The organism is Pseudochrobactrum mosebachae (assembly GCF_048914685.1).
In the GTDB taxonomy this organism is placed as follows: domain Bacteria; phylum Pseudomonadota; class Alphaproteobacteria; order Rhizobiales; family Rhizobiaceae; genus Pseudochrobactrum.
The window spans coordinates 2,033,970-2,059,360 of sequence record NZ_CP128408.1; the positions used below are offsets into that span (position 1 = coordinate 2,033,970).

At 50.3% G+C, this 25,391-nt stretch carries 26 protein-coding genes; 23 read left to right on the forward strand and 3 right to left on the reverse strand.

The features are described from left to right. Positions 1-205: 205 nt before the first annotated feature. The 12 genes from rplU (at position 206) to MP213Fo_RS09415 (ending at position 10,752) form a co-directional block, all read left to right on the forward strand. Positions 206-604, forward strand: coding sequence for a 50S ribosomal protein L21 (gene rplU / locus MP213Fo_RS09360; RefSeq protein WP_421088766.1), 399 nt, complete (start codon positions 206-208; stop codon positions 602-604). Between the two features lie 24 nt (positions 605-628). Continuing rightward, positions 629-898 carry a 50S ribosomal protein L27 gene (gene rpmA, locus MP213Fo_RS09365; protein WP_421088767.1) on the forward strand — a complete coding sequence of 90 codons (270 nt, stop codon included), beginning with the start codon at positions 629-631 and terminating at the stop codon, positions 896-898. Between the two features lie 145 nt (positions 899-1,043). Further along, positions 1,044-1,727, forward strand: a complete 684-nt coding sequence (locus MP213Fo_RS09370; protein ID WP_421088768.1) for a GNAT family N-acetyltransferase — start codon at positions 1,044-1,046, stop codon at positions 1,725-1,727. 324 nt (positions 1,728-2,051) lie between these two features. Then, complete coding sequence (gene obgE / locus MP213Fo_RS09375) at positions 2,052-3,092, forward strand: GTPase ObgE (protein WP_421088769.1); 1,041 nt, start codon at positions 2,052-2,054, stop codon at positions 3,090-3,092. A 7-nt stretch (positions 3,093-3,099) separates the two neighbouring features. Further along, on the forward strand, positions 3,100-4,257 hold the full coding sequence (gene proB / locus MP213Fo_RS09380; protein WP_421091086.1) for a glutamate 5-kinase: 1,158 nt from the start codon (positions 3,100-3,102) through the stop codon (positions 4,255-4,257). After that, positions 4,257-5,528, forward strand: coding sequence for a glutamate-5-semialdehyde dehydrogenase (locus MP213Fo_RS09385; RefSeq protein WP_421088770.1), 1,272 nt, complete (start codon positions 4,257-4,259; stop codon positions 5,526-5,528). Before proB ends, MP213Fo_RS09385 begins: the two co-directional genes overlap by 1 nt. Before the next feature lie 9 nt (positions 5,529-5,537). Continuing rightward, positions 5,538-6,218 carry a nicotinate-nucleotide adenylyltransferase gene (locus tag MP213Fo_RS09390; protein WP_421088771.1) on the forward strand — a complete coding sequence of 227 codons (681 nt, stop codon included), beginning with the start codon at positions 5,538-5,540 and terminating at the stop codon, positions 6,216-6,218. A gap of 148 nt (positions 6,219-6,366) precedes the next feature. Continuing rightward, positions 6,367-6,792 (forward strand): ribosome silencing factor, encoded by a 426-nt coding sequence (gene rsfS / locus MP213Fo_RS09395; protein ID WP_421088772.1) that lies wholly within the window; start codon positions 6,367-6,369, stop codon positions 6,790-6,792. 128 nt (positions 6,793-6,920) lie between these two features. Continuing rightward, positions 6,921-7,403, forward strand: coding sequence for a 23S rRNA (pseudouridine(1915)-N(3))-methyltransferase RlmH (rlmH, locus tag MP213Fo_RS09400; RefSeq protein WP_421088773.1), 483 nt, complete (start codon positions 6,921-6,923; stop codon positions 7,401-7,403). 131 nt (positions 7,404-7,534) lie between these two features. Further along, a complete protein-coding gene (locus tag MP213Fo_RS09405) occupies positions 7,535-8,836 on the forward strand; it encodes a murein hydrolase activator EnvC family protein (RefSeq protein ID WP_421091087.1) in 1,302 nt (433 codons plus the stop codon). After that, positions 8,826-10,163, forward strand: a complete 1,338-nt coding sequence (locus MP213Fo_RS09410) for a S41 family peptidase (RefSeq protein WP_421088774.1) — start codon at positions 8,826-8,828, stop codon at positions 10,161-10,163. Before MP213Fo_RS09405 ends, MP213Fo_RS09410 begins: the two co-directional genes overlap by 11 nt. A gap of 76 nt (positions 10,164-10,239) precedes the next feature. Beyond that, complete coding sequence (locus tag MP213Fo_RS09415) at positions 10,240-10,752, forward strand: RNA pyrophosphohydrolase (protein WP_421088775.1); 513 nt, start codon at positions 10,240-10,242, stop codon at positions 10,750-10,752. A 57-nt stretch (positions 10,753-10,809) separates the two neighbouring features. Here the strand turns inward: MP213Fo_RS09415 and MP213Fo_RS09420 are convergent, their stop codons facing one another. Beyond that, the gene (locus tag MP213Fo_RS09420; RefSeq protein WP_421088776.1) at positions 10,810-12,729 is read right to left on the reverse strand and encodes a sensor histidine kinase; all 1,920 of its coding nucleotides are present in this window, start codon (positions 12,727-12,729) and stop codon (positions 10,810-10,812) included. 324 nt (positions 12,730-13,053) lie between these two features. On the opposite strand from MP213Fo_RS09420, the gene MP213Fo_RS09425 reads away from it, so the two are divergent. Together MP213Fo_RS09425 and MP213Fo_RS09430 are read left to right on the forward strand one after the other, a co-directional pair. Continuing rightward, positions 13,054-13,308 carry a GlsB/YeaQ/YmgE family stress response membrane protein gene (locus tag MP213Fo_RS09425; protein WP_421088777.1) on the forward strand — a complete coding sequence of 85 codons (255 nt, stop codon included), beginning with the start codon at positions 13,054-13,056 and terminating at the stop codon, positions 13,306-13,308. A 158-nt stretch (positions 13,309-13,466) separates the two neighbouring features. Continuing rightward, positions 13,467-14,144, forward strand: a complete 678-nt coding sequence (locus tag MP213Fo_RS09430; RefSeq protein ID WP_421088778.1) for a YoaK family protein — start codon at positions 13,467-13,469, stop codon at positions 14,142-14,144. Here MP213Fo_RS09430 and MP213Fo_RS09435 read toward each other — a convergent pair. Next, positions 14,133-15,014: a LysR family transcriptional regulator gene (locus MP213Fo_RS09435; protein WP_421088779.1), complete on the reverse strand. Its 882-nt coding sequence runs from the start codon at positions 15,012-15,014 to the stop codon at positions 14,133-14,135. The genes MP213Fo_RS09430 and MP213Fo_RS09435 overlap by 12 nt on opposite strands. 125 nt (positions 15,015-15,139) lie before the next feature. Here MP213Fo_RS09435 and MP213Fo_RS09440 point away from each other — a divergent pair, with 125 nt between their 5' ends. The 4 genes from MP213Fo_RS09440 to MP213Fo_RS09455 all read left to right on the forward strand — a co-directional run bounded on the left by MP213Fo_RS09440 (position 15,140) and on the right by MP213Fo_RS09455 (position 19,638). Beyond that, the gene (locus MP213Fo_RS09440; RefSeq protein ID WP_421088780.1) at positions 15,140-16,639 is read left to right on the forward strand and encodes a CoA-acylating methylmalonate-semialdehyde dehydrogenase; all 1,500 of its coding nucleotides are present in this window, start codon (positions 15,140-15,142) and stop codon (positions 16,637-16,639) included. 208 nt (positions 16,640-16,847) lie between these two features. After that, positions 16,848-17,867 carry an NADP-dependent oxidoreductase gene (locus MP213Fo_RS09445; RefSeq protein WP_421088781.1) on the forward strand — a complete coding sequence of 340 codons (1,020 nt, stop codon included), beginning with the start codon at positions 16,848-16,850 and terminating at the stop codon, positions 17,865-17,867. A 116-nt stretch (positions 17,868-17,983) separates the two neighbouring features. Beyond that, positions 17,984-18,868: a pyridoxal kinase PdxY gene (pdxY, locus tag MP213Fo_RS09450; RefSeq protein ID WP_421088782.1), complete on the forward strand. Its 885-nt coding sequence runs from the start codon at positions 17,984-17,986 to the stop codon at positions 18,866-18,868. An 83-nt stretch (positions 18,869-18,951) separates the two neighbouring features. Beyond that, entirely contained in the window at positions 18,952-19,638 is a 687-nt protein-coding gene (locus MP213Fo_RS09455; RefSeq protein WP_421088783.1) for a carbonic anhydrase, read from the forward strand. Positions 19,639-19,910: 272 nt separating this feature from the next. On the opposite strand, the gene MP213Fo_RS09460 is transcribed toward MP213Fo_RS09455, so the two are convergent. Next, a complete protein-coding gene (locus tag MP213Fo_RS09460) occupies positions 19,911-20,738 on the reverse strand; it encodes a lytic murein transglycosylase (RefSeq protein ID WP_421088784.1) in 828 nt (275 codons plus the stop codon). 508 nt (positions 20,739-21,246) lie between these two features. On the opposite strand from MP213Fo_RS09460, the gene ffh reads away from it, so the two are divergent. The 5 genes from ffh to MP213Fo_RS09485 all read left to right on the forward strand — a co-directional run bounded on the left by ffh (position 21,247) and on the right by MP213Fo_RS09485 (position 25,387). Continuing rightward, on the forward strand, positions 21,247-22,824 hold the full coding sequence (ffh, locus tag MP213Fo_RS09465; protein ID WP_421088785.1) for a signal recognition particle protein: 1,578 nt from the start codon (positions 21,247-21,249) through the stop codon (positions 22,822-22,824). A gap of 5 nt (positions 22,825-22,829) precedes the next feature. After that, complete coding sequence (locus MP213Fo_RS09470; protein WP_421088786.1) at positions 22,830-23,138, forward strand: chorismate mutase; 309 nt, start codon at positions 22,830-22,832, stop codon at positions 23,136-23,138. A 76-nt stretch (positions 23,139-23,214) separates the two neighbouring features. After that, on the forward strand, positions 23,215-23,634 hold the full coding sequence (gene rpsP / locus MP213Fo_RS09475) for a 30S ribosomal protein S16 (RefSeq protein WP_421088787.1): 420 nt from the start codon (positions 23,215-23,217) through the stop codon (positions 23,632-23,634). A 243-nt stretch (positions 23,635-23,877) separates the two neighbouring features. Next, complete coding sequence (locus MP213Fo_RS09480) at positions 23,878-24,522, forward strand: LemA family protein (RefSeq protein WP_421088788.1); 645 nt, start codon at positions 23,878-23,880, stop codon at positions 24,520-24,522. A gap of 151 nt (positions 24,523-24,673) precedes the next feature. Further along, complete coding sequence (locus MP213Fo_RS09485) at positions 24,674-25,387, forward strand: TPM domain-containing protein (RefSeq protein ID WP_421091088.1); 714 nt, start codon at positions 24,674-24,676, stop codon at positions 25,385-25,387. The last annotated feature ends 4 nt before the right edge of the window (positions 25,388-25,391 follow it).

Sequence of the window (25,391 nt, forward strand, 5' to 3'; positions counted from 1 at the left end):
TTAAAAACCTTGACGCGGCGGCGTTTTTCGCACTATATGCCGCCAAGTCGCAAGAGGGTGAGAAACCTCTTTGGATTTTTTCTGTGTTTATCAGACCTTAAACATATGTTTTTGTTACGATAGATAATTAAACTGTCACGACTGACAAGAAGACGGCCCCCGCCAAACGGGAGAGCCGGAAACGAACAACCCGAAAGGAAAACAAATGTTCGCAGTCATCAAGACAGGTGGTAAGCAGTATCGCGTTGCCGCCAATGATGTGATTAAAGTTGAAAAAGTTGCCGGTGAAGCCGGTGATGTTGTAGAATTCGTAGAAATTCTGATGGTTGGTGAAGGCGACAGTGCAACTGTTGGCGCGCCACTCGTTGCTGGTGCTGTTGTAACCGCTGAAGTGGTTGAGCAGGGTCGTGCGAAGAAAGTGATTGCGTTTAAAAAGCGTCGTCGTCAGAATTCCAAGCGTACCCGCGGTCATCGTCAGGAACTGACGACAATCCGCATTTCGGAAATCCTCACCGGTGGTGCCAAGCCATCGAAGAAAGCCAAAGCTGCGCCTAAAAAGGCTGCGCCAAAGGCTGAAGCTGCTGCAGTTGAAGCAGCTGAGTAATTAACGAATTAAAGGAGATTACCGATGGCACATAAAAAAGCTGGCGGTTCATCGCGTAACGGTCGCGATTCAGAGTCAAAACGCTTAGGCGTAAAAAAGTTCGGTAGCGAAGCTGTTATCGCAGGCAACATCATTGTTCGCCAGCGCGGTACAAAATGGCATCCGGGTTCAAATGTAGGCATGGGTACAGATCATACCTTGTTTGCTAAGGCAGACGGCGTTGTTTCTTTCAAGACCAAAGCAAATGGCCGTACCTTTGTATCTGTGAATCCAGTGGCGGAAGCTGCGGAGTAACCGGTGCTCCATTCATATGCCGGTGTTCCTGTTGAACCCGATATGTGAAGCCTTCTAATCCGGGCAAAATATTGAAGGGGAGATGGGAAACCATCTCCCCTTTTTATTTAATCGGAGGACGGCCATAAGTGGTCTGAAAATGCCCATGACAAAAACACCCGCCGATGCATTTTTGCACGATGACGACAAACAGACAAAAAACCTGACCAGCGGATTGCCTGATATTGACCTGAAAGGTGCAGGGCTCACCGGCGCTTATGGTGGTGATGTTGTTGTGCGGGAGTCTCCTGTTCAGATTACCGAGCGCTTGGTTTTGCGGCCACCTCATGAAGAAGATGTGGATGCGATGACGCAGCTCGCCAATAATCTGAATGTGGCACGGATGCTGGCGAGAATGCCGCATCCTTATTCGCGTGAAATGGCTGAAGGTTTTGCCGAGCGTGCTGCATCGGGTGCTGTGGGGCAGTTTGTGTATGCAATAACACTTGCCGAGACCGGTGAGTTTATCGGCTGTATCACATTGCACGACCATAAATACGGACCGGGCTTTGAAATTGGTTATTGGCTGGGCGAGCCTTATTGGGGCAAAGGCTATGCAACCGAGGCAACAACCGTGCTGATTGATTTGGCATTTCGTAGTCTGTCGCTGGAACAGGTCTATATCAGCGCGCAAAGCCGTAATGCCGGATCAAGGCGGGTTATTGAAAAATGTGGCTTTAAACACACTGGTTCTGCCGTTGGTGTATCAGGTCTTGATGGCGATATACCGGTAGAATGCTATGTGATGACACGTCAGCATTGGCTGGAATTACGTGGTTCCGGTCAATGATTAGAGCGCATCCCGAAAGATGTAGCAATTTCGGAGCAAATTGCGTGTAAAATAAATGGAGTGTTTTTTCTTCAAGAGAAAATATCCGCTCTAACTCTAAAAGGTGCTGAGCGTAGAGCCAGAACCTGAGCCAGACAGCATACATGCATGGCTATATGGTATGTATAGTGAGTAACTCTTATGTCCGGCAGTTTTCAAGTCAGGTTTTTTGCTGTATTGGCTCAGACAAATATTACATTTGGATTTGCAAGCGCTTAAGACTGCAATTTTCGTCTCTCACTGTCGGACTGTCCGATAACCGGTTTTGCCGGAAAAGGTAAGCACATGAAATTTCTCGACCAGACAAAAATTTATATCCGCGCCGGTAATGGTGGTGCTGGTGCGGTTTCGTTCCGGCGTGAGAAATTTCTTGAGTTCGGCGGTCCTGACGGCGGTGATGGCGGTCGTGGCGGTGACGTCTGGGCTGAGGTTGTTAACGGTCTCAACACCTTGATTGATTATCGCTATCAGCAGCATTTCCGGGCGCAAACCGGTATGCATGGTATGGGTCGCAATATGACCGGCGGTAAGGGGGATGATGTCATCCTGAAAGTTCCGGTTGGTACGCAGATTTTTGAAGAAGACAATGAAACGCTGATTTGCGATTTGACCACTGTTGGCCAGCGCTATCGTCTTGCAAAAGGCGGTAATGGCGGTTTCGGTAACCTGCATTTCAAAACCTCAACCAATCAGGCGCCACGTCGTGCCAATCCAGGTCTTGAAGGTATTGAGCGCACGCTCTGGCTGCGTTTGAAGCTGATTGCTGATGCCGGACTTGTTGGACTGCCCAATGCCGGAAAATCGACCTTTCTTGCCAGCGTTACTGCGGCCAAACCGAAAATTGCGGATTATCCGTTTACCACGCTTCATCCAAATCTTGGTGTTGCGCGGGTTGATGCGCGTGAATTCGTGATTGCGGATATTCCGGGTCTTATTGAGGGTGCAAGTGAAGGTATTGGTCTTGGTGACCGCTTCCTTGGCCATGTTGAGCGTACCCGTGTGCTGTTGCATTTGATTTCAGCGCAGGAAGAAGATGTTGCGAAAGCCTATAGCGTGATCCGTGGTGAGCTTGAGGCCTATGGCCATGGCCTGACCGATAAGATGGAAATCGTAGCATTGTCTCAGGTAGATACGCTTGATCCGGATGCACGCAAAGAAAAGATCAAAGCGCTGAAAAAGGCCTGTGGTCGCGAGCCGATGTTGCTCTCTGCGGTAAGCCGCGAGGGTATTGAAACCACGCTGCGTGAGCTGGCTCGCATTATTGAGCAAAGCCGTGCAGAAGAGGCGGACTTGTTGGCAGCCAAGGCTGATGCAAGAAATAAGTGAGCGGGTAATGTCGATCGGGGCGCTGAAAAGCTATCGTCGTATTGTTGTAAAAATCGGCTCGGCGCTGTTGGTGGATCGCGCTAAGGGCCTGAAGCAACTCTGGCTGGAAAGTCTGGGGGCGGATATTGCCGCCCTGCAGATGCAAGGTGTGGAAGTGCTTGTGGTGTCTTCCGGTGCGATTGCATTGGGACGCACTGTGCTGGGTCTGCCTGCCGGCACATTGAAGCTTGAAGAAAGTCAGGCTGCTGCTGCTGCCGGACAGATCGCTTTGGCTAAAGCCTATGCGGATGTGCTGGGCGCGCATAATATTGTTGCCGGACAGGTGTTGCTGACACTGTCGGATACAGAAGAACGCCGCCGCTATCTGAATGCCCGTGCAACAATTGAAACATTGCTGAGGCTTAAAGCTGTACCGGTCATCAATGAAAATGACACTGTGGCAACCAATGAGATCCGCTATGGTGACAATGACCGGCTGGCAGCACGTGTTGCCACCATGCTGGGCGCTGATCTGCTGATCTTATTATCGGATATTGACGGTCTTTACACCGCGCCGCCGCATAAAGACCCGAATGCTGAATTTCTGCCACTGGTTGAGGCGATTACACCGGATGTTGAGGCAATGGCGGGTGCAGCTGCATCCGAATTGTCGCGTGGCGGGATGAAAACCAAGCTTGATGCCGGTAAGATTGCCAATGCCGCAGGCACAGCGATGATTATTACATCCGGTATCCGGATGAATCCGCTGGCTGCAATTGACAAGGGTGAGCGTTCCACTTTGTTTATGCCGTCCCATGCGCCGGTGAATGCATGGAAAGTGTGGATTTCCGGTCATCTGGAAGCCGCAGGGCGAGTGGTTATTGATGATGGTGCTTTGAAAGCGCTGAAATCAGGCAAGTCTTTGCTGCCTGCCGGTGTGCGTGAAGTGCACGGGGATTTCCAGCGCGGTGATACTGTGTCTATTGTCAATATGCAGGGTATGGAAGTTGCCCGCGGCCTTGCCGGTTATGATGCCGGTGATGCTTTGAGAATTGCCGGTCATAAAAGCAGTGAAATTGAAGCTATACTTGGTTATTTTGCCCGCTCGTCGATGGTGCATCGCAATGATCTGGTCGTGCGTGGCAGCCGTGAAGCGGTGCAGGCTGTGCTTGAGGAGAGTGTCTGATGGCTGAAGAACTGTCTGTAGTCGATATTATGCTGGAGATTGGGCGCAAAGCGCGTGTAGCTGCCGGCCCACTTTCGATTGCCTCTGGCGAGCGCAAACATGCCGCACTGATTGGTATGGCTGAAGCTTTGCTGCGCCGTAAAGACCTGATCCTCAATGCCAATGTTCTTGATGTGGCGGCAGCAGAGGAGGCGGGTACGGCTGCATCTTTTATTGATCGTCTGAAGCTTGATGAAACACGTATCCGCGCTATGGCCGATGGCATTCGTGCGATTGCCGCGCTGAAAGATCCGGTTGGCGAAGTGATAACCGCTTGGGATCGGCCTAATGGCTTGCATATTGAGCGTGTGCGTACGCCGCTTGGTGTGATCGGCGTGATTTATGAAAGCCGCCCGAATGTGACCGCGGATGCCGGAGCCTTGTGCCTGAAAGCCGGTAACGCGGTTATTTTGCGTGGCGGTTCAGATTCTGTACATTCCTCACGCGAAATTCATGCTGCTTTGGCAGAAGGTTTGAAATCTGCCGGATTGCCGGAAGCCGCAATTCAGATGGTGCCGGTCACAGATCGTGCAGCGGTCGGCGAAATGCTCAAAGGTTTGAATGGGACGGTCGATGTGATTGTGCCACGTGGTGGCAAAAGTCTGGTTGCGCGCGTGCAGGAAGAGGCACGGGTGCCGGTTTTTGCGCATCTTGAAGGGCTGTGCCATCTTTATGTGGATGCCAGTGCAGACATTGCGATGGCTGAAGCTGTGACCGTTAATGCCAAAATGCGCCGCACCGGTATTTGCGGCGCTGCGGAAACCTTGCTCATTGACCGTAAAGCGGCGGCAAGCCATTTGACCCCAGTTTTGGATGCGCTGGTTGCGGCCGGTTGCACCCTTCGCGGTAGTGAAGAGGTGTGTGCCCTTTACAGCCAGTGTGACGCTGCCACCGATGCGGATTGGTCAACGGAATATCTCGATGCGATTATTTCAGTGGCGCTGGTTGATGGGATTGATGGTGCTTTGGCGCATATCAACCGCTATTCATCGCATCATACGGAAGCTGTGATTGCTGAAGATAATCTGGTTGTCGAGCGCTTCTTTAATGAGATTGATTCAGCTATTTTGCTGCATAATGCCTCGACACAATTTGCTGATGGCGGCGAGTTTGGTATGGGGGCTGAAATCGGCATTGCCACCGGTAAGATGCATGCGCGCGGACCTGTTGGTGTTGAGCAGCTGACATCGTTTAAATATCGCGTGCGCGGTAACGGTCAGACGCGGGTATAAATAAAAACCATGGCGGATAAAGCGAAGACATCTGATATAGAAGCTTTCAAACGCATTCCGCCACGGTACCTGCAGATGCCTGATGTGAAAGCTGATGGCAAGTCTGGTGAAAAAAACGGCTTGAAAATCGGATTATTCGGTGGTTCGTTTAATCCGCCCCATGCCGGACATGTTCTTGTGGCAGAGCTTGCCTTAGAGCGTTTAAAGCTGGATCAAATCTGGTGGATGGTAACACCCGGCAATCCTCTCAAGGATAGTGGCGCCTTGGCGCCGCTTTATGAGCGGATAGAGTTGAGTGAAAAGCTGATTACCGATAAGCGTATGCGCGTGACGGCTTTTGAAGCATCCTTTCAGGTGCGCTATACCGCTGATACGCTTGGTCTGGTTCGCAAACATTATCCTGATGCCCATCTGGTCTGGATTATGGGGGCGGATAATCTTGACAGTTTCCACCATTGGCAGGAATGGGAAGAGATTGTGCGCACCTATCCGATTGCGGTGATCAATCGTCCGGGTTCGAATTTTGCAGCAGAAAATTCGGTGATGGCGCAGCAATTCAGTGCCGCTCGTTTACCTGAAGCTGAGGCTGCTCGATTGCCACTGTGTAAGGCTCCGGCATGGGTGTTTATTCATGGCCCCCAGTCGGAATTGTCTTCTACGCAATTGCGTCGACAGCAGGCTGATGACTGATACGAATATTGTGCTGACTGACTTCAGTTATTGACAGTACAAAAAATATGGGAGCCTGTGTCTTGAAACAGTCACAGGTCTCTGCCACTTTTATAGTTACGCGAGCAGTGTTTGCCGTGTGGCGTTGTTCTTCTCGGAAAGGTACTCATTGAGAACAGCTATTGAAAAGAAGGAAGTTAACACTCCTTCACCAGCAAAGATCAGCGGCGAAGCCTCTGTGTCTCATGCTTTAGAGGTCTTGCTTGCAAGCCTTGACGATTCCCAGGCTGAAGATATCATTTCTATCGACCTGCGCGGAAAATCTGCGCTGGGCGATTATATGGTTATCGCTTCCGGCCGTTCACAGCGCCATGTTGGTGCGGTGGCCGATCATATGTTGACTGCACTGAAAGCAATCGGTGTGCGTGATATGATGATCGAAGGTCTTGAAGGGGCTGATTGGGTTCTGGTGGATACTGGTGATATTATTATCCATATTTTCCATCCGGAAATCCGCGAATTTTACAATCTTGAAAAAATCTGGGTCACACCTGATGCAGATCAAACCAAGGCAAGCAAAAAATCAGTTCATTGATTATGATGCTGCATGAATTCACTTTATGCAGTTTTCAAAATAGTACTGCGTCGCAGGTATACAGCTGAGTGACGCAGTAAAAACTGCCTGACAGGTAGTGTCGTTGGCGGGCAGAGGTTTTGCTGATTATGCGTGTTTCAGTGTATGTGGTCGGAAAAATGAAGGCTGGACCTGAGAAGGAGCTGGCAGAGCGGTATTTTGACCGTTTTTCAAAATCCGGCCCGCCATTGGGTTTTGAATTTACCGGTGTCAGCGAAATCACTGAAAGCAGGGGTGGTACTGCCGACCAGCGTAAGGCTGATGAGGCGGTGCGCTTGCATGAAGCACTGGATAATGGCGCAGCGCTGATCCTGCTGGATGAGCGCGGCAAAGAACTAGGCTCTGAAGCTTTTGCCGAGCAGCTTGGTAAAATCCGCGATGGCGGTAAAAGGCAACTGATTTTAGCCATTGGCGGTCCCGACGGGCACGATCCGCAATTGCGCGCGCGAGCCGATTTGGTATTAGCGATGGGCAAAATGACCTGGCCGCACCAATTGGCACGTATTTTAATTGCTGAACAACTCTATCGCGCCGTGACAATTCTTTCCGGTCACCCGTATCACCGGGTTTGATATTTTTTTGTTATATATTTACCGTTACAATTGAACGCTTATTACAAATCAGTTTTAGACCGGTGAAGAAAATAATCAGTGTATTGGGTTGCACAAATTTCATGAATGCGATTGCAAGCGATCAGAGGCGCATGTTTCTGGTAATGCCTGTGATTGTGCTGATGGCTATGACTGGTGTTGTTGTAGCGCAGGAGCCGGCACAAGTTCCGGTGCCGCTTGAACAAGAGCATCAAAAAGTTTCCGGCAGTCTGGAAGCGGTTACCAGCGAAATTGCGCTGTCTCAAGAAAAACTGGAAAAGCTTGAAGCCAGCGTTGCGGAGTTGAAGAAAGATCAGGCGACCCTGACTGCGGCGCTCATTCAATCGGCTAAAACCGACAAGAAACTATCTGAAGATATTGAGGCTGCAGGCCAAAAGCTGACGGCGCTGAGCGAGCAGGAAGATGGCATCCGGCTTTCGCTGCGCGCGCGGCGCACTGTGCTGGCCGAGGTGCTGGCTGCATTGCAGCGGATGGGGCTTAATCCGCCACCGGCTATTCTGGTGCGCCCAGATGATGCGCTTGCCTCTGTGCGCTCTGCGGTTTTGCTTGGTGCTGTGGTGCCGGAGATGCGTGAGCAGACCTTAGAGCTGATGGGCGACCTGAAAGAAATGCAGCGGCTGCAGGCGGGTATCCGTGATGAGCAGGCACGTTTGACAGAAAGCCGGATGGCACAGATGGAAGAACGTCAAAAGCAGGAGCTGTTGCTGGAAGAAAAGAAAAAGCTATACAGTCAGTCTGAAGAGAACCTGCTTGCAGAGCGTGCGCATTCTGAAGAGCTGGCAAAAAAAGCCACGTCCTTAAAAGATCTGATCGCCTCATTGCAGGAGCGGATGGATAATGTACGCACTGCTGCTGATGCCGCACGCGAGGCTGAAGAGCAGCGTTTGGCACAAGGGCAGGAGCGCGCTGCGCAACCAAATGAAAATTTTCTTTCCGCACGGGTAGATTTTACTACCTTACAGGGGCAGTTGGTTTTGCCTGTCAGCGGTAAGGTCACAAAGAAATTTGGTCAGAAAGACGATTTCGGGCGGCCTCAGGCCGGAGAAATGTTACAAACACCAAAAAATGCCACGATTACGTCACCTTCTGATGGCGTTGTGCTTTTTGCTGGGCAATTTCGCTCCTATGGTCAGCTCTTGATCCTTGATGTTGGTGGCGGATATCATATCGTCATGGCAGGTATGGGCAGAATCAATGTAGCTCAGGGGCAGTTTGTCCTTGCTGGCGAACCGGTTGGGGCTATGGGAGATAAGCTTTTAACCAGTGTGGCTTCACTGGATAGTGGTAATTCTTCACCGATGCTTTACATAGAATTTCGAAAAGATGGGAAATCCGTCGATCCGACCCCTTGGTGGACCGACAGGCATTCCGGAAGGACACAAGATGATACGTAAACTGTCGCTTCTTTTCGCAGGTGCCTTGATGGGGGCTTCGGCGATGGTCGTTGTGCAAGGGGCTCCGGCTTCATCAGCCAACGCTGCCAATAACGACACCTATAAAGAACTTGCGATTTTCGGTGATATTTTTGAGCGTGTGCGCCAGCAATATGTGACGCCGCCTGAAGATAAAAAGCTGATTGAAACCGCGATCAACGGAATGTTGACATCGCTTGATCCGCATTCTTCCTATCTCAACCCGGAAGCTGCGCAGGATATGCGCGTGCAGACCAAGGGTGAGTTTGGCGGTCTGGGCATTGAAGTGACCATGGAAAATGATCTGGTCAAAGTTATTGCTCCGATTGATGACACGCCGGCATCCAAAGCAGGCGTGCTTGCGGGCGATCTGATCTCCCAGATCAATGGCACCGAAGTGCGTGGTATGACGCTGAATGATGCTGTGGATAAGATGCGCGGACCGGTTAATGATGCGATCGAGCTGACACTTATCCGTCAGGGCGCTGACAAACCGATCAAGCTGTCGATCAAACGCGCGATCATCAAGGTTAAAGCAGTTCGCTACCGTGTTGAGAATGATGTCGGTTATCTGCGGGTGATTTCGTTTACGGAAAAAACCTCCGATGATCTGACAAACGCCATTAAGGATATTCAGTCACAGGTGCCTGACAACAAGCTGAAAGGCTATGTGCTTGATCTGCGTCTTAACCCGGGTGGTTTGCTGGATCAGGCCGTCGGCGTTTCCGATGCTTTCCTTGATAAAGGCGAAGTTGTTTCAACCCGTGGCCGCGATCCACAGGATGTGACCCGCTTTGATGCCCGTTCGGGCGATCTCACCAAGGGCAAACCGGTCATCGTGCTGATCAATGGCGGTTCTGCCAGTGCGTCTGAAATTGTGGCCGGTGCGCTGCAGGATCATCGTCGCGCAACTGTGCTCGGAACTCAGTCCTTTGGTAAGGGATCAGTGCAGACCATTATCCCGCTTGGCGAAAACGGTTCCTTGCGTCTCACCACCGCGCTTTATTACACACCTTCAGGCAAGTCCATTCAGGGCAAGGGCATTACACCGGATATCAAGGTGGAACAGCCATTGCCGGATGAGCTTAAAGGTCGCGATGTTGTTACTAAAGGCGAAGCAGGTCTTAAAGGCCATATCAAAGGTGCCGATGAAGATGATGCTGGTTCCGGTTCATCTGCCTATGTGCCGCTTGAGCCTAAGGATGACATTCAGCTGAATGAGGCGCTGAAATTGCTGCGCGGGGAAATGGCCAATGCGGCTTTTCCGCCGGATCCTAAAAAAGATCTGCCAAAATCTGCTAAGCAGTGAGCAACGATAAAAATAAAAAAAACGCGGGGTCTGTCTCCCGCGTTTTTTGTCTTATATGTATAGTGAAGAGTAAAAAATGACTGAAAAACGTGATCTGACAACACTGCCTTACCGTCCTTGTGTTGGTATTATGGTATTAAACGCTGAGGACAAGGTTTGGGCAGGTCGCCGCATCGTGGAGCCTAATGGCGAGATGGATGGCGCGACCCAGCTATGGCAGATGCCCCAAGGCGGCATTGATGAGGGGGAAGACCCCAAATCAGCATCATTGCGTGAACTCTATGAAGAAACCGGCATGCGCTCGGTCAGCCTTCTGGCGGAGGCGCCAGATTGGATTAATTATGATTTGCCACCGCATTTGCTGGGGCTCGCGCTGCATGGCAAATATCGTGGTCAGACACAGCGCTGGTTTGCTTATCGCTTCGAGGGAGATGAGAGCGAGATTGCAATCAATCCGCCGCCTGGTGGCCATGAGGCCGAATTTGACCAATGGGCGTGGAAACCGATGCAGGAACTGCCGGAGCTGATCGTGCCGTTTAAGCGCGGTGTTTATGATCAGGTTATTCAGGCCTTCAGACACTTAGGCTGATATAACACTATTCTAAAAGCAGTTATCAGCCGGAAACAAGGCTGATGACTGAGAGTTTCAGCATTTACTCATATTGGCAGGGGCATCAAGCCGGAACACAAGCCCCTCCGGCAGGTACTGTAATTCTGCGGTGCCGCCCAGACTGGCTGCTAAAGTGCGCTCAATCAGGCGCGAGCCAAAGCCGCGTCTTGTTGGCTTGTTCACAGGCGGACCCCCACGTTCTTTCCAGCAAAAAACAAAACGATCATTGGCAAAATGCCATTGAATTTCAATGCTGCCATCCGCATTGGAGAGCGCGCCATATTTAACTGCATTGGTACCCAGCTCATGCAGTGCCATAACCATCGACAGTGCTTGTTTCGAGCCAAGGGTCACCGGTGGGCCTTCAATATGGACACGTGCTTTATCAGCGCCGACATGAATGGACAGGCTGTTTGCGGTAATTTCAGATAATTGAGCGTTGGCAGAACTGGCACCATGGGTGAGTACATCTTGTGCTTTACTCAGCGCCATAATGCGGGCTTCAAAAGCTGCGCGGGCTTCTTCGGCACCGGTTGTACTGCGCAAGGTCTGATTGGCAATGCCCTGTATCACCGCCAGAATATTCTTGCTGCGATGAGCAAGCTCTTCCGTAAGCACGGCCTGCTGTTGTTCAGCATTTTTGCGGGCTGTAATATCTTGTATTACGCCACGCATACGAATGATTTTGCCTTTTTCATCACTCAGTAATTCTGTTGAGCGTGCGACCCAGCATTCCTGATGATTATCAAGTCGGCGAATGCGGTATTCACGATGATCGGTCTGTTGTGTAAATGGCCGAGCAGTTACTGTATCAGCCAGAGTTCTGATGAGGTTTGGTTTACCGGCATCATCTGTGCCAGCGAGTTTTTCAAACAATTCAATACTGATGCTAACATTGGGATCAATACCGTAAATCCGCTTGATTTGATCGGTCACAGTGAGGGTATGGGTTATAAAGTCAAAGTCAAAAACACCGATGCCGCCGGCTTCCTGAGAAAGGCGAAGCATTTCCTCATGTTCTCGTAGTTTTTCCTGCTGATCGCGGGCAAAAGTCCGGTCGATCAGGATTTTGAGAAAGCCCTGGATTTGTCCGTCATTGTCATAAAGTGGTAATAGCTGGCCGCTTGCCCAAAACAGACTGCCATCCTTGCGTATATGCCAGCGCTCTACAGTATCCTGCTGATGATGCAGGGCATTGATACGGCGAATTTCAGGGATATTCTTATCACGCTCTTGCGGAGTAAATAGAATATCAACTGATTGGTTCAGAATTTCTGCTGCATTCCAGCCAAATAGTTTTTTTGCGCCGGCATTCCAGCTGGTAATTTTCCCGCTCAGACTTGTGGTGATAATCGCATAATCCAACGCATTTTCAATAATGAGCTGATTAAGCTGCTCTTTATGTTGTTGCTCCTGATAGAGGATTTGCATCTCCATATGCGAGCTGGCGAGACGTGCGAGACGGCGTAATTCTTTGATTTGTTGTGATTGTAAATGACGAGGATGCTTATCGAGTATTAGCAAGGTACCAAAAATAGTGCCGCAACTGCTTGTCAATTTTAAGCCGGCATAAAACTTGTAAAATGTGCTGGGTTGAGAAGCCGGCTCACCGTTTAAGGCAGAATGGATATCGTCGTCGCTGACAATAAAAATATCATCGTCGAGTATAGTTTGACGACAAAAGCATTGTTCAAGCGGAGGTGTGTCAATGCTGATACCGAAGACCGCTTTAAATTTTTGCTGTTCCTGCGATATCAGATTGATGGCTGCAACAGGTACTTCGCAAATACTGGCCGCCATGGCCACAATTGTATCAAGGATAGGGTCATTACGGTTATCGATAATAGGAAAGCGCGGTAAGCCTGCCTGAAACAGAGCCGGACCTGCCTGAGGCGGAGATGATGTTTCTGATGTTCCAGAGGTGTTTTCCGCTGCGGCATCCCAGATGGCTTCCACCTTCGTATCCCCATAAGAGAGCAGTGTATGCAGCAACTCTATTAACTTACTGAAATTTAGCAAGCATTTTGTTAGAGTGTAATTTTTACAAGTAAGAAAATAACTATAAGAGTGTTGTCAGAATCCTTCTATTGCAGGACTTTATGCTGTTGCTGAGTTATTTTGCAGATCCATGCAGCCATTTCGTCACTTTCGCGTTATGTTTATGACGGAGTTCATATGTGTATGGGAAGTATATGCTTGTGAGCTTTAAAATCTGCGCACAGATAGATTAATCATCGCAGCTTGTATGAAACGGGCAAAGATTTTGTATTGGAGATTATAATGGGTATAGAGAGCTTACTGGTATTTCTTATCGTTGGTCTTGTTGCTGGCTGGTTGGCCGGTCAGGTCGTGCGGGGCGGCGGTTTTGGTGTTTTAGGTAATATTGTTGTTGGTATCATCGGTGCATTTCTGGCCGGCTGGTTGTTTCCGCGTCTGGGCTTTGCAGTTGGAGCAGGCATAGTTGGTTCAATTATCAACGCCTTTATCGGTGCGGTGATCTTGCTGGTAATTCTGCGACTGGTAAAGCGCGCCTGATCAGACAAAAAACATGAATTTAAAAGCCTGCCGGTCTAAAATCCGGCAGGCTTTGTTTTAGGGCAGGTAAAGAGTATCTTGCGGCAATGTGAACTCAGAAAATAATTCATGAGTTCATCTATATGATTATTCTTTGCGTTTTAATTGATGTGAGCTTGATGATACCACCTGTCAGATTGTTAACCGGATTAGTTCTTACGGCCGTTGCCGGTTTCATTGATGCTTTGGCTTTCATTGAGCTGGGTGGATATTTTGCTTCTTTTATGAGCGGGAATACCACACAGCTGGGGCTGGCCATGAGCGGACCCGAGGGCAGTGCTGCTCAATTATTACGTGCGCAAAACCTTATGATGCCGCTTATTCTGATCGGTATGTTTTTCTGTGGTGCTTTTATTGCAGCGTTTATCCGAGCTAATGATGCGCATTGGTATTCCGGCCCGGTAATGGTGCTGGTCATTATCCTGCTACTCAGTGTTCTGGTCTTAAATCAGACTGTGGATGCCCTCTATATGCCGATGGTGCTGCTGGCGAGTGCTATGGGTGCGCAAAATGCCGTGTTTCAACCCCATGGTTCAGCGCGGCTAGGTACAACTTTTGTAACGGGCACAATTTTCAATGCAGCCAGTGATCTGGCAAATGGCTTGCGCGGGCACATGCCGCGCAAGCGTTGGCTGCAGCATGTGGCGGTTTGGATGTCGCTGGTATGCGGTGCGGTATCAGGCGCAGTGCTGTATAATTATATTGGTATCTGGTCGCTGATCGTGCCAGTAATCGTGTTGATTGCGACGCTCGTTTTACTGCGATTGCGCTACCATCGATTAATCTCAGCTGAATAAATGCCGCTCTTTTTCTACCAGCATTGCGATGAAATCGGCAACGGCATGAATGCGGCGCAATGTACGTGCGGATTCATGATAAGACAGCCAATAAGACCGCTGAATACGTTTGTGCGGCAATATCTCGATCAGATCCGGATATTCGCGGGCGATAAACCCGTGCAATATCCCAATGCCAGCCCCCGCTTTAACAGCCTCTACCTGACCCAGCGCACTTGAGACTTCAAAGCCGGGCTTCCATTCGCGGCTGATTTCACGTGCATAATCGAGTGTCGGCGTAGCCACAAGATCTTCCACATAACCGATCAGCCGGTGAGTGTTTAAATCCTCTATCGTCTCAGGGGTGCCAAAGCGGGCAAGATAGTTTTTATGCGCATAAAGACCAAGATTATAACCGGTGAGTTTGCGGGCAACCAGCCGTCCTGTTGCCGGTTGCTCAACGCTGATAGCAATATCCACCTCACGACGCGATAGTGAAAATGAACGCGGAACCGGAACCAGCTGAATGGTCAGGTCAGGATATAGCGTTGAAAATCTTGCCAGTCTGGGGCTCAGAAAATTAACCCCGAAGCCGTCAGGCGCGCCAATGCGAATGATGCCGGAAATGGCGATATCGGCATTGGCAAGATGGGCATGCGCGGTTAGCATTTCTGCCTCCATGCGCTCTGCTGAAAGCAGAAACTCCTCTCCGGCCTGAGTGAGTTCCGAGCCATTGGTGCGACGGATCAGCAATGTGGTTTTGAGGCTGGCTTCAAGCGCTGTCAGCCGCCGCGATACGGTGGTGTGGTTGAGGCCGAGCTTTTTGGCCGCGCCGAGAATTTGTCCGGAGCGGGCAATAGCGAGGAATATGCGAATATCATCCCAGTTCATGATCTAAGCTTATATGCATTTTTGCACAACGGATACGTTTTTTGAGCTATTGAAAACTATTTTTTGCAGGGCGATGATAGCGCAATAGAAGTTGAATTCGAATTTATAATTTCAGGGAGAGCAAAATGGTAAAACAGGTCGGACATTTCATTGGCGGTAAACATGTGGCCGGAACAAGCGGGCGCAGCACAGAGTTTTATCAGCCGATGGATGGTGCGGTTCTTGGCCATGTTGCGCTGGCGACAAAAGAAGAAGTGCGCGGGGTTGTTGAAAACGCCAAAGCTGCTCAGGTTGAGTGGGCCGCTACCAATCCGCAGCGCCGTGCCCGCGTGTTGCGCAAATTTCTTGAATTGGTGGAGGCAGAATATGATAGCCTTGCTGAACTGCTGGCTCGTGAACACGGCAAGACCATTCCGGATGCCAAAGGCGATATTCAGCGCGGTCTCGAGGTCATTGAGTTTTGCTTAGGCGCCCCGCATCTGATGAAGGGCGAATTTACGGATTCTGCCGGTACTGGTATCGACACTTATTCGATGCGCCAGCCGCTCGGTGTGGTGGCGGGGATCACGCCGTTTAACTTTCCGGCAATGATCCCGCTGTGGAAAGCAGGACCGGCGATTGCCTGCGGCAATGCATTTATTCTCAAGCCTTCCGAGCGTGATCCGGGCGTGCCGATGCGCTTTGCTGAATTGTTTATGGAAGCTGGCCTTCCGGCCGGTATTTTCAATGTGGTCAATGGTGATAAAGAAGCGGTGGATGCGCTGCTCGATGATCCGGATGTTAAAGCCATCGGCTTTGTTGGTTCTACCCCGATTGCGCAATATATTTATGCGCGCGGTTGTGCCAACGGCAAGCGCGTACAGTGCTTTGGTGGCGCTAAAAACCATATGATCATTATGCCAGATGCCGATATGGATCAGACTGTGGATGCACTGATCGGTGCCGGTTATGGCTCTGCCGGTGAGCGCTGCATGGCAATTTCAGTTGCTATTCCGGTTGGTCATGACACCGCTGAACGTTTGATGGCAAAGCTTATTCCGCGTGTTGAAAGTCTCAAAATCGGCCCTTCTACTGATGCAAGCGCTGATTATGGTCCTCTGGTCACCCGTCAGGCACTGGAGCGCGTACGCGGTTATGTTGATCTCGGTGTTGAAGAAGGCGCAAAACTGGTTGTTGATGGCCGCGATTTCAAAATGCAGGGTTATGAAAACGGTTTCTATCTTGGCGGCTGCCTCTTCGACCATGTGACCAAAGATATGCGGATTTACAAAGAAGAGATTTTTGGCCCTGTGCTGAGCGTGGTACGCGCCAATACTTATGAAGAAGCACTGGCACTGCCAAATGAACATGAATATGGCAATGGTGTTGCAATCTTCACCCGTGACGGTGATGCTGCACGTGATTTTGCAAGCCGTGTTCAGGTTGGTATGGTTGGTATCAATGTACCAATTCCGGTGCCAATTGCTTATTACACATTCGGTGGCTGGAAAGGTTCTGGCTTCGGCGATCTCAACCAGCACGGCCCTGATGCCTTCCGTTTCTACACCAAAACCAAAACCGTGACATCACGCTGGCCGTCTGGCGTTAAAGACGGTGCCGAGTTTGTCATTCCGACGATGGGCTAAATTAAAAACTTTTCAGGCCATATGAAAAACTGATCCTGATCGTAAAAAACCCCGCCGCATTGGCGGGGTTTTTTGTTTATATGCTGTGAAAGCGAACAATAATTCCCTGTCGTTGAAACGGACACAAAGATAAGGCTGGCAGTTTTGCTCAGGAAAGCAGACAGTTGGTTGCTGAAGCTGTTTCACGTTATGAAAGGATCGGTTGCTTATGACTGAAATTTCAACAAAGCGTATTGTGCTTGCCTCGCGTCCGATTGGTAAACCGGTTCCGGAGAATTTTCGGATTGAGACAGCCGCGGTTGGGCAGCCTGCTGACGGGCAGGTTCTGCTTAAATTGCGTTATCTATCACTTGATCCATATATGCGCGGCAGGATGAGTGACGCCAAATCCTATGCAGCACCGCTGGCTGTTGGCGACCCTATAGAGGGTGGCACAGTTGGTGAGGTTATAGCCAGCCGTCATCAGGGTTTTGCGGTTGGTGATATGGTCTTGTCGTATTCCGGCTGGCAGACATATGCACTTGCCGAAGGGGCGGCGTTACGCAAACTTGATCCGGATGCAGCACCCGTTACCACTGCACTTGGGGTTCTTGGGATGCCGGGTTTTGCAGCATATTCAGGGCTTTTAACCATTGGTAAGCCAAAAGCCGGTGAAACTGTGGTTGTAGCGGCCGCAAGCGGACCGGTTGGTTCCGCGGTCGGGCAGATTGCGCATATCAAAAATGCGCGCGCTGTTGGTATTGCCGGCGGAGCCGATAAATGCCGCGCTCTGACAGATGACTTTGGCTTTGATGTTGCGCTTGATCATCATCGTGCGGATTTTGCCGAGGCGCTTAAAGATGCCTGTCCATCTGGTATTGATGTTTATTTTGAAAATGTTGGCGGCAAAGTGTTTGACGCCGTATTACCATTGCTGAATGAATTTGCGCGGATACCGGTTTGCGGATTGATTGCACAATATAATAGCACCGGTTTGTTTGAAGGCCCTGACCGGCTGCCACGCCTGATGGGGGCAATCCTGTCCAGAAGCCTGACGATACGCGGTTTTATCCAGCGCGAGTTCAGTGATCAGCGACCGGTCTTTTATGAGCAGATGGCACAATGGGTTAAAAATGGTCAGGTGCGCTATCGTGAAGATATTGTCGACGGGATTGAAAATGCACCTCAGGCCTTTATCGGGCTGCTGGAGGGTAAAAATTTTGGCAAGCTGATTATCCGCATTGATTGAGTGAAGATTTAAGCTGAAAGACTGCGCAGATTTTATTTGCGTCAGCGTTTCCATGTTTGCGGATTATGATGTAACTTCTCAAACATCTTCATCCGCAATGATTGCCGAGTAATGCCATGACTGCTTCTGCGCCGACCAGTACCAGTGCCGTAATCGTTATTTCCAGCCATGTGGTGCGTGGCTCCATTGGCAACAGAGCGGCAGTGTTTGCATTGGAGCGCCTTGGTCATCCGGTATGGGAAGTGCCGACGGTGATATTGCCGTGGCATCCGGGGCATGGTCCTGCAGGCCGGATCATTCCTGATGAAGCGCAATTCTCCACATTGATTGCTGATATCGAGCGTGCGCCATGGCTAGACGAGGTCAGTGCAGTGCTGACCGGTTTTATGAGCAATGCCGCACAGGTAAAGGCGGTGGCGCATTTGATTGCCACGCTTAAATTACGCAATCCGAAGCTGCAATATATTTGCGATCCGGTCATTGGCGATACTACAGGGCTGTATGTGGCCGAGGCCACAGCGGTAGCTATTCGTGATTTACTATTACCATTGGCAGATATTGCCACACCCAACCGCTATGAGCTCGGATGGCTGACCCAAAGCGAGCCGACTAATAATCAGGAGCTTATGGAAGCGGCCATGCGCGCAGGCCCCGATACGATGCTGATAACTTCCGCTTTTGCATTGATGCGCGATAGTATCAGCAATGTTCTGGTTTCTCGTACACAGGCGTTGATGGCCGAGCATCGCATCGTGCAAGGGCCCGGCAATGGCATGGGCGATCTGACATCGGCGGTCTTTCTTGCCCGTAAAATGAGCGGGATGAATGATGAAAAAGCGTTGCAGACAACCACGGCTGCGGTGTTTGAAATTTTGGCGCGGGCAGCAAAACGCGGCTCTGATGAGTTGATGCTGGAGGCTGATGCTTCCAGCCTCGAGCGTCCGATGGCGATGGTGCAACTGCGCCGGCTGGTACATCCTGATAATGGTATGAGTGCCTGAGCGGTAAGAAGTTGATTGGTTTTTGGCAAATATTAGGCAGATATTAGATTGATCTTGAACCAATATGGGTTTATCGAAAAATCATGGTAGATCTTCCCGACACACTTCTCTCCGGTTATCGCAGCTTCATGGCGTCAGATTTTTCTGAGCAACGCATGCGGTATAAGGAACTCGCAGATCAAGGCCAGACACCGGAAACAATGGTTATTGCCTGTTGTGATTCCCGTGCTGCTCCTGAGATCATCTTTAATACCCGTCCGGGTGAAATTTTTGTTCTGCGCAATGTTGCCAATATGATTCCGCCTTATGAGCCGGATGGTGAATATCATGCGGCATCCGCTGCATTGGAATTTGCTGTGCAGAGCCTTAAGGTCAAGCATATTGTTGTGCTTGGGCACGGGCGCTGCGGCGGCATTAAATCAGCGCTGGATCTCGACAGCCAGCCGTTGTCTCCGGGCGATTTTATTGGCAAATGGATGAGCCTTTTGGCTCCTGCTGCCGAGACAATCACAGCCAATACGCTGATGACGCAATCGGAACGCCAGACGGCTTTAGAACGCATTTCCATCCGTTATTCTCTGAACAATCTGCGCAGTTTTCCTTGCGTGGATATTCTGGAGAAAAAAGGACGACTCACACTGCACGGCGCATGGTTTGATATTTCAACCGGCGAATTATGGGTGATGGATTCCGAGAGCGGTGATTTTATTCGCCCCGATGTGGATGAAATGCCGGCTGACGCTGAGCAAGAGGCCGATCCGGCAGCTTAAATTACGAGTTTAGATTATAAAAAAACCGGCTGCACAGCCGGTTTTTTGTTTTTATCATTTGGTATTTTAGAGAGTTTTCACTTTTTATTGAAGCAGAAAAACCGCTCTATCTATTTGTTTAAGCGCAGTTTCGGACGGAAAACCGGTTCCCACTTTTCCTGAAACAGCTCTAGAGCGGGGAACGATCAGGTTGGATCGCAGCGCTCGCTCTAGAAAATAGCTTTTCGCATTGTCATGCCTATCAAGTTGATTCAACTTGATAGTGACGTGCTCTAGTTACCGTCGATGGCTTTACCCATAATGGCAATTGCCTGTTGGTAAACACTGGCGGCGTTCCAGCCCTGAATGGCGCCATAATTTGGCTGACCCTGCTGATAGCCGGCACCTGCGCGCCAGCCATGGGCTTTCAGGAAATTTGCGGTGGAAGCCAGCGCATCAGCGCGTGATCCAACCATATCGATATGACCATTGCCATCGCCATCTGCGCCATATTTAAGCACGCTGGAAGGCAAGAACTGTGTCTGGCCGATTTCTGCATGCATTGCGCCAACCGCATTCGGGCTAAGATCGCCGCGCTGGATCAGCTGCAAAGCTGCATAAAGTTCATTGGTGAAAAACTCTGAACGGCGGCAGTCATAGGCCAGTGTCGCGGCAGCTGACAATGTATGCTGCTTGCCAAGATAATTACCAAAGCCGGTTTCCATGCCCCAGATCGCCAGCAACGGGCCTGCAGGCACGCCATAACGCTGTTCGATTTTCGCAAACAAGGCGGCATTCTGCTTTTTCAGCGTTTTACCACGATTGATAATGGTGGTTGAGCCGCGCTTTTGCATGAAGTCGTTCAGGGAAAGCTTGAAGCTCTTCTGGTTACGGTCAGCATTAATTGTTGCGGTTGCATATTTGACATTGTCGAGTGCTGCCAGCGCTTTTTTGCTGATGCCGCGGCTTGCAGCTTCCTGCTTAAAGCTTTGTACCCATGCCGGAAAGCCGGCGCCGGTATTGCCGCATTGTGCAGCCTGTGCAACGCCGGAAAGTGCGATGACACCAATGGCGCTCAATGTGAGATGACGAAGAGTGGATTTGATGGTCTTTGACCGCATGTCGCTGCCCCGTTGAAACTTTGCTCTGATGCTTTATAGGTTTATATGGTTAACAGTGTTTTACAGAAAGCTGATGATTTCAAAACTGTTTATACTCAGTTTTAGGGCGATGTCTGCTGAATGTGGTCTGAATGAGGCGCAGGGCTGCCTGTCTGTGGCTTTGATTGAGGTCGCTGTTTTTTGGTCACAGTTTTGTATTGTTATGGAGACTTGCCGTTTATACGGGTTTTTCATTGCCAAAGCTTGACTCACAAATGGCATATATTGTAAGAACGCGCGATAATTCCGCTATGAGTATAAGTTCTCAGGCAGCCGACCGGGACCCGTATGGTATAAACAGATCCCGGAGGTCAACATCCGACAGCGCGTTGCGCCCTCGGGTGCTGTTTTGCTTTGAGTACAGGTTCAGGCTTATAAGTCTGGTCTGATATAGGATTTTTGGAATGAACCTGCTTTTGGATCCGGCATATCGGGTCTGAACTGAGCCGGGACAGATTGGGAAATTACGATGTTTGAATCACTTCAGGAGCGTCTTGGCTCCATTCTGAACGGCCTGACCGGACGCGGCGCTCTTTCTGAGGCCGATGTGGCAGGTGCGTTGCGTGAAGTGCGCCGTGCGCTGATTGAAGCGGATGTGTCGCTGGAAGTGGTTCGTGGTTTTACCGACCGTGTCCGTGAAAAAGCGGTTGGCGCTGAAATTCTGAAAAGCATCAAGCCGGGTCAGATGGTCGTTAAGATCGTTCATGACGAACTGGTTGAAATGCTCGGCACTGAAGGTGTGTCGATCGATCTGCATGCGCCTGCGCCTGTGGTGATTATGATGGTTGGTTTGCAGGGCTCGGGTAAAACCACCACGAGCGGTAAGCTTGCCAAACGTCTGACAGAACGCCAGAAGAAAAAAGTTCTGATGGCATCGCTGGATACACGCCGTCCTGCCGCGCAGGAACAGCTGCGCCAGCTCGGTGTTCAGGTCAGTGTTGATACATTGCCGATTATTGCCGGACAAATGCCGGTTGAGATTGCTGCGCGTGCTGTGCAGGCTGCCAAGCTCGGCGGCCATGATGTCGTGATCCTTGATACGGCTGGTCGTACACATATTGACGAGCCGCTGATGGTGGAAATGGCGGATATCCGTGCAGCCGCCAATCCGCATGAAATTCTGCTGGTTGCCGATAGTCTGACCGGTCAGGATGCGGTCAATCTGGCGCGCAATTTTGATGAGCGTGTTGGCATTACCGGTATCATCCTCACACGTATGGATGGTGATGGCCGCGGCGGTGCAGCACTTTCAATGCGCGCTGTGACCGGCAAGCCGATTAAAGCTATTGCTACCGGCGAAAAAATGGATGCGCTGGAGGAGTTTTATCCGAAGCGTATTGCTGACCGTATTCTCGGCATGGGTGACATTGTCAGCCTTGTTGAAAAAGCTGCCGAAAACATTGATGCCGAAAAAGCGGCAGCGATGGCCAAGAAAATGCAGGCTGGCAAGTTTGATCTCAATGATCTTGCTGACCAGTTGCACCAGATGAAAAAACTGGGTGGCATGGGCGGTATTATGGGCATGATGCCAGGCATGGGCAAGATTAAGAATCAGGTTGCTGCTGCCGGTCTTGATGATAAGATTTTTGACCGCCAGCTCGCGATTATCGGCTCAATGACCAAGGCTGAGCGCGCCAATCCGGCTTTGCTTAAACATAGCCGCAAGCAACGTATTGCCAAAGGTTCGGGTACCAATGCTGCCGATATCAACAAGCTTTTGAAAATGCATCTCCAGATGGCTGATATGATGAAAGCTATGGGGAAGGGCAAAGGCGGAATGATGAAGCAGATGATGGGTGGCCTTGCCGGCAAAATGGGGCTTGGTGGCGGTATGGGCGGCCTTGGTGGTATGGGCGGTATGCCTGATCTGTCATCGATGGATCCTAAACAGCTGGAAGCTCTGCAGAAACAGGCTGAAGCTGCAGGCTTCGGTTCCGGTAAAATGGGCGGTGCTATGGGTGGTGGTTTGCCACCATTAGGTGCGCCAAAGCTTCCGGGGCTGGGTGGCGGACTTGCTGGTCTTCCGGGCTTGCCAAAGAAGAAGTGAGCATTATGAGTGAACAACAGACAATTCCGGCAGAACTTCTGGCCTTGCGTGCATCGATTGATAATATTGATGCAGCGTTGATCCATATGCTGGCTGAACGTTTCCGCTGCACACAGGCTGTCGGAGTTCTCAAGGCTGAGCGCGGGTTAAATGCCGCTGATCCTGCCCGTGAAAAACGACAAGTTGAACGTCTTCGCAGTCTGGCACAAACCGCCAGCCTCGATCCTGATTTTGCTGAAAAATTCCTGAACTTCATCGTTAAGGAAGTCATTCGGCATCATGAGCATACCGCTGCCAATCACAGTGGAAGTTAAATTGCCGCATTAAGCGGTGCTACCGAATTTGCGATGACCGATCGCAATAATTTATCATCTAAAAGGAAGTTACATTATGTCCCTTAAAATCCGTTTGGCACGTGCCGGTTCCAAGAAGCGTCCTTACTACCACATCGTTGTTGCTGATGTTCGCGCACCACGCGACGGCCGTTTCATCGAAAAGCTGGGTTCATGGAATGCGACCCTGGTTAACAAGGAAGACCGCGTAACCATCAATGCTGAACGCGTTCAGTATTGGATCGGTCACGGCGCGCAGCCAACAGACCGCGTATTGCGTTTCCTTGATCAGGCTGGTCTTGCCAAGCGTGAAGCTGCAAGCAACCCAACCAAAGGCGCACCAGGCAAAAAAGCTATGGAACGTCTGGCAATGGCCAAGCAGGCTGAAGAAGATGCAGCTGCAAAAGCCGCTGCTGCTGCTGAAGAAGCCGCTGCCGCTGCTGCTGCGCCTGCTGAAGAAGCACCAGCTGCAGAATAATATCTGCTTATTGCCAAACATCAGATGATAGGTCTGGTGTGAAAGCATTTTGTTTAAAGACCGCGTTCTCTTGAGAGCGCGGTCTTTTTTATTCTGAGCCTGTGCTGCAGAACATATGGTATTAACAGTACACGTGAGTTCGCAGTGTTGATATTAACTGTGTATTTTCATTTGAAAATTTGCGCTATATTCCTATTCTGAAGATTGATCTGCGCTTAACGCAGTGATGACAAGGAGATCTCCATGACTGGTGTGAATGCCGCTTTGACGTCTGCCCAGAATCCGGTTTCGTTTTTTAAAAAACGTGGCCTTGTAACTGCTGTTTTGCTGATGCTGATGCCGATGCTGGCAGCATGCGGCTTTAACACTATTCCGACAAATGAAGAAAAGGCGAAGGCTGCGTGGAGCGAAGTGCTCAACCAGTATCAGCGCCGTACGGATCTGATCCCCAATCTGGTTGAAACTGTGAAGGGCTATGCTGCCCATGAACAGGAAACGCTGACAGCGGTGATTGAAGCCCGCTCCAAGGCAACGCAGACCCAGATTTCACCTGAAATGCTGAATAATCCGGAAATGTTCAAGCAGTTTCAGGATAATCAGGCCAATCTGAGCAGCGCTCTGTCGCGCCTGATGGTTGTGGTCGAAAAATACCCTGATCTCAAAGCCAATCAGAACTTCCTTGCATTGCAATCGCAGCTTGAAGGCACTGAAAACCGTATTGCTGTAGCCCGCCGCGATTATATTGAAGCTGTGCGAGTTTATAATACCGGTCTGAAGACAATGCCGACAATGCTCTGGAAGACATTGTGGTTCTGGAACAATGAGGCAATGCCAACCTTTACGATTGATCCGGCATCGCAGGCAGCACCGACAGTTAAATTTAACTGACCTGACGAGCGGGCAGGGCTACTCTGCCCGCTCGGATTTCTTTAGCCGGTTGTGCATGTGCAGTTATAAACTTTAGGGAAACGGTATGGTTTCTACGGCATATCCTGAAAAAACTGTTTTCCAGTCTCTGACAAGAATGGTGATGCTGGCGCTGGTGCTGGTTTTCACCAGTCTCTGGTTTTCAAGTGCAGGTTTTACGCAAACAGCAGATAAGCCAGCAATTGCGCTGACGGATCGGGTTGTTGATGGTGCCGATATATTATCGCCTGCACAAAGGCAGGATCTGATTGCTAAGCTCGCTGCCTATGAAAAAGAATCCTCTGACCAGATTGTTATTGCCACAGTGCCGAGCCTGAACGGCATGGATATCGAAACCTATGCCAACCGGCTTTATCGGGCATGGGCTATCGGGCAGAAAACCGAGAATAATGGTATTTTGCTGCTGGTTGCTCCTAATGAGCGCAAAGTGCGTATTGAGGTCGGATACGGCCTTGAGGGCACGATGACGGACGCGGTGTCGAGCATTATCATTCAGAATGCGATTATTCCTGAGTTTCGTAGCGGTGATTACGGCACTGGTGTTACCAAAGGCGTGGACGATATTTTGCAGGTTCTGCGTGGTGAAGGTGCAGAATTGCAGGCGCGTGCCAAGCGCAACCAGCAGGAGGCTGAAGACCAGACAGACTGGGTTGAAATTATCTTCCTGATTTTCTGGGTTTCAATTTTCTTTGGTGGTTTTGGTTTTTCAGTGCTGGCACCGATCTTCGGGCGTAAAATCGGACCCGGCCGTTATGAATGGCTGGGTGTTACGATTGCGCTTGGTGGTGGCTCCTCAGGTGGCGGCGGCGCATCGGGTAGCTGGTAAAGGG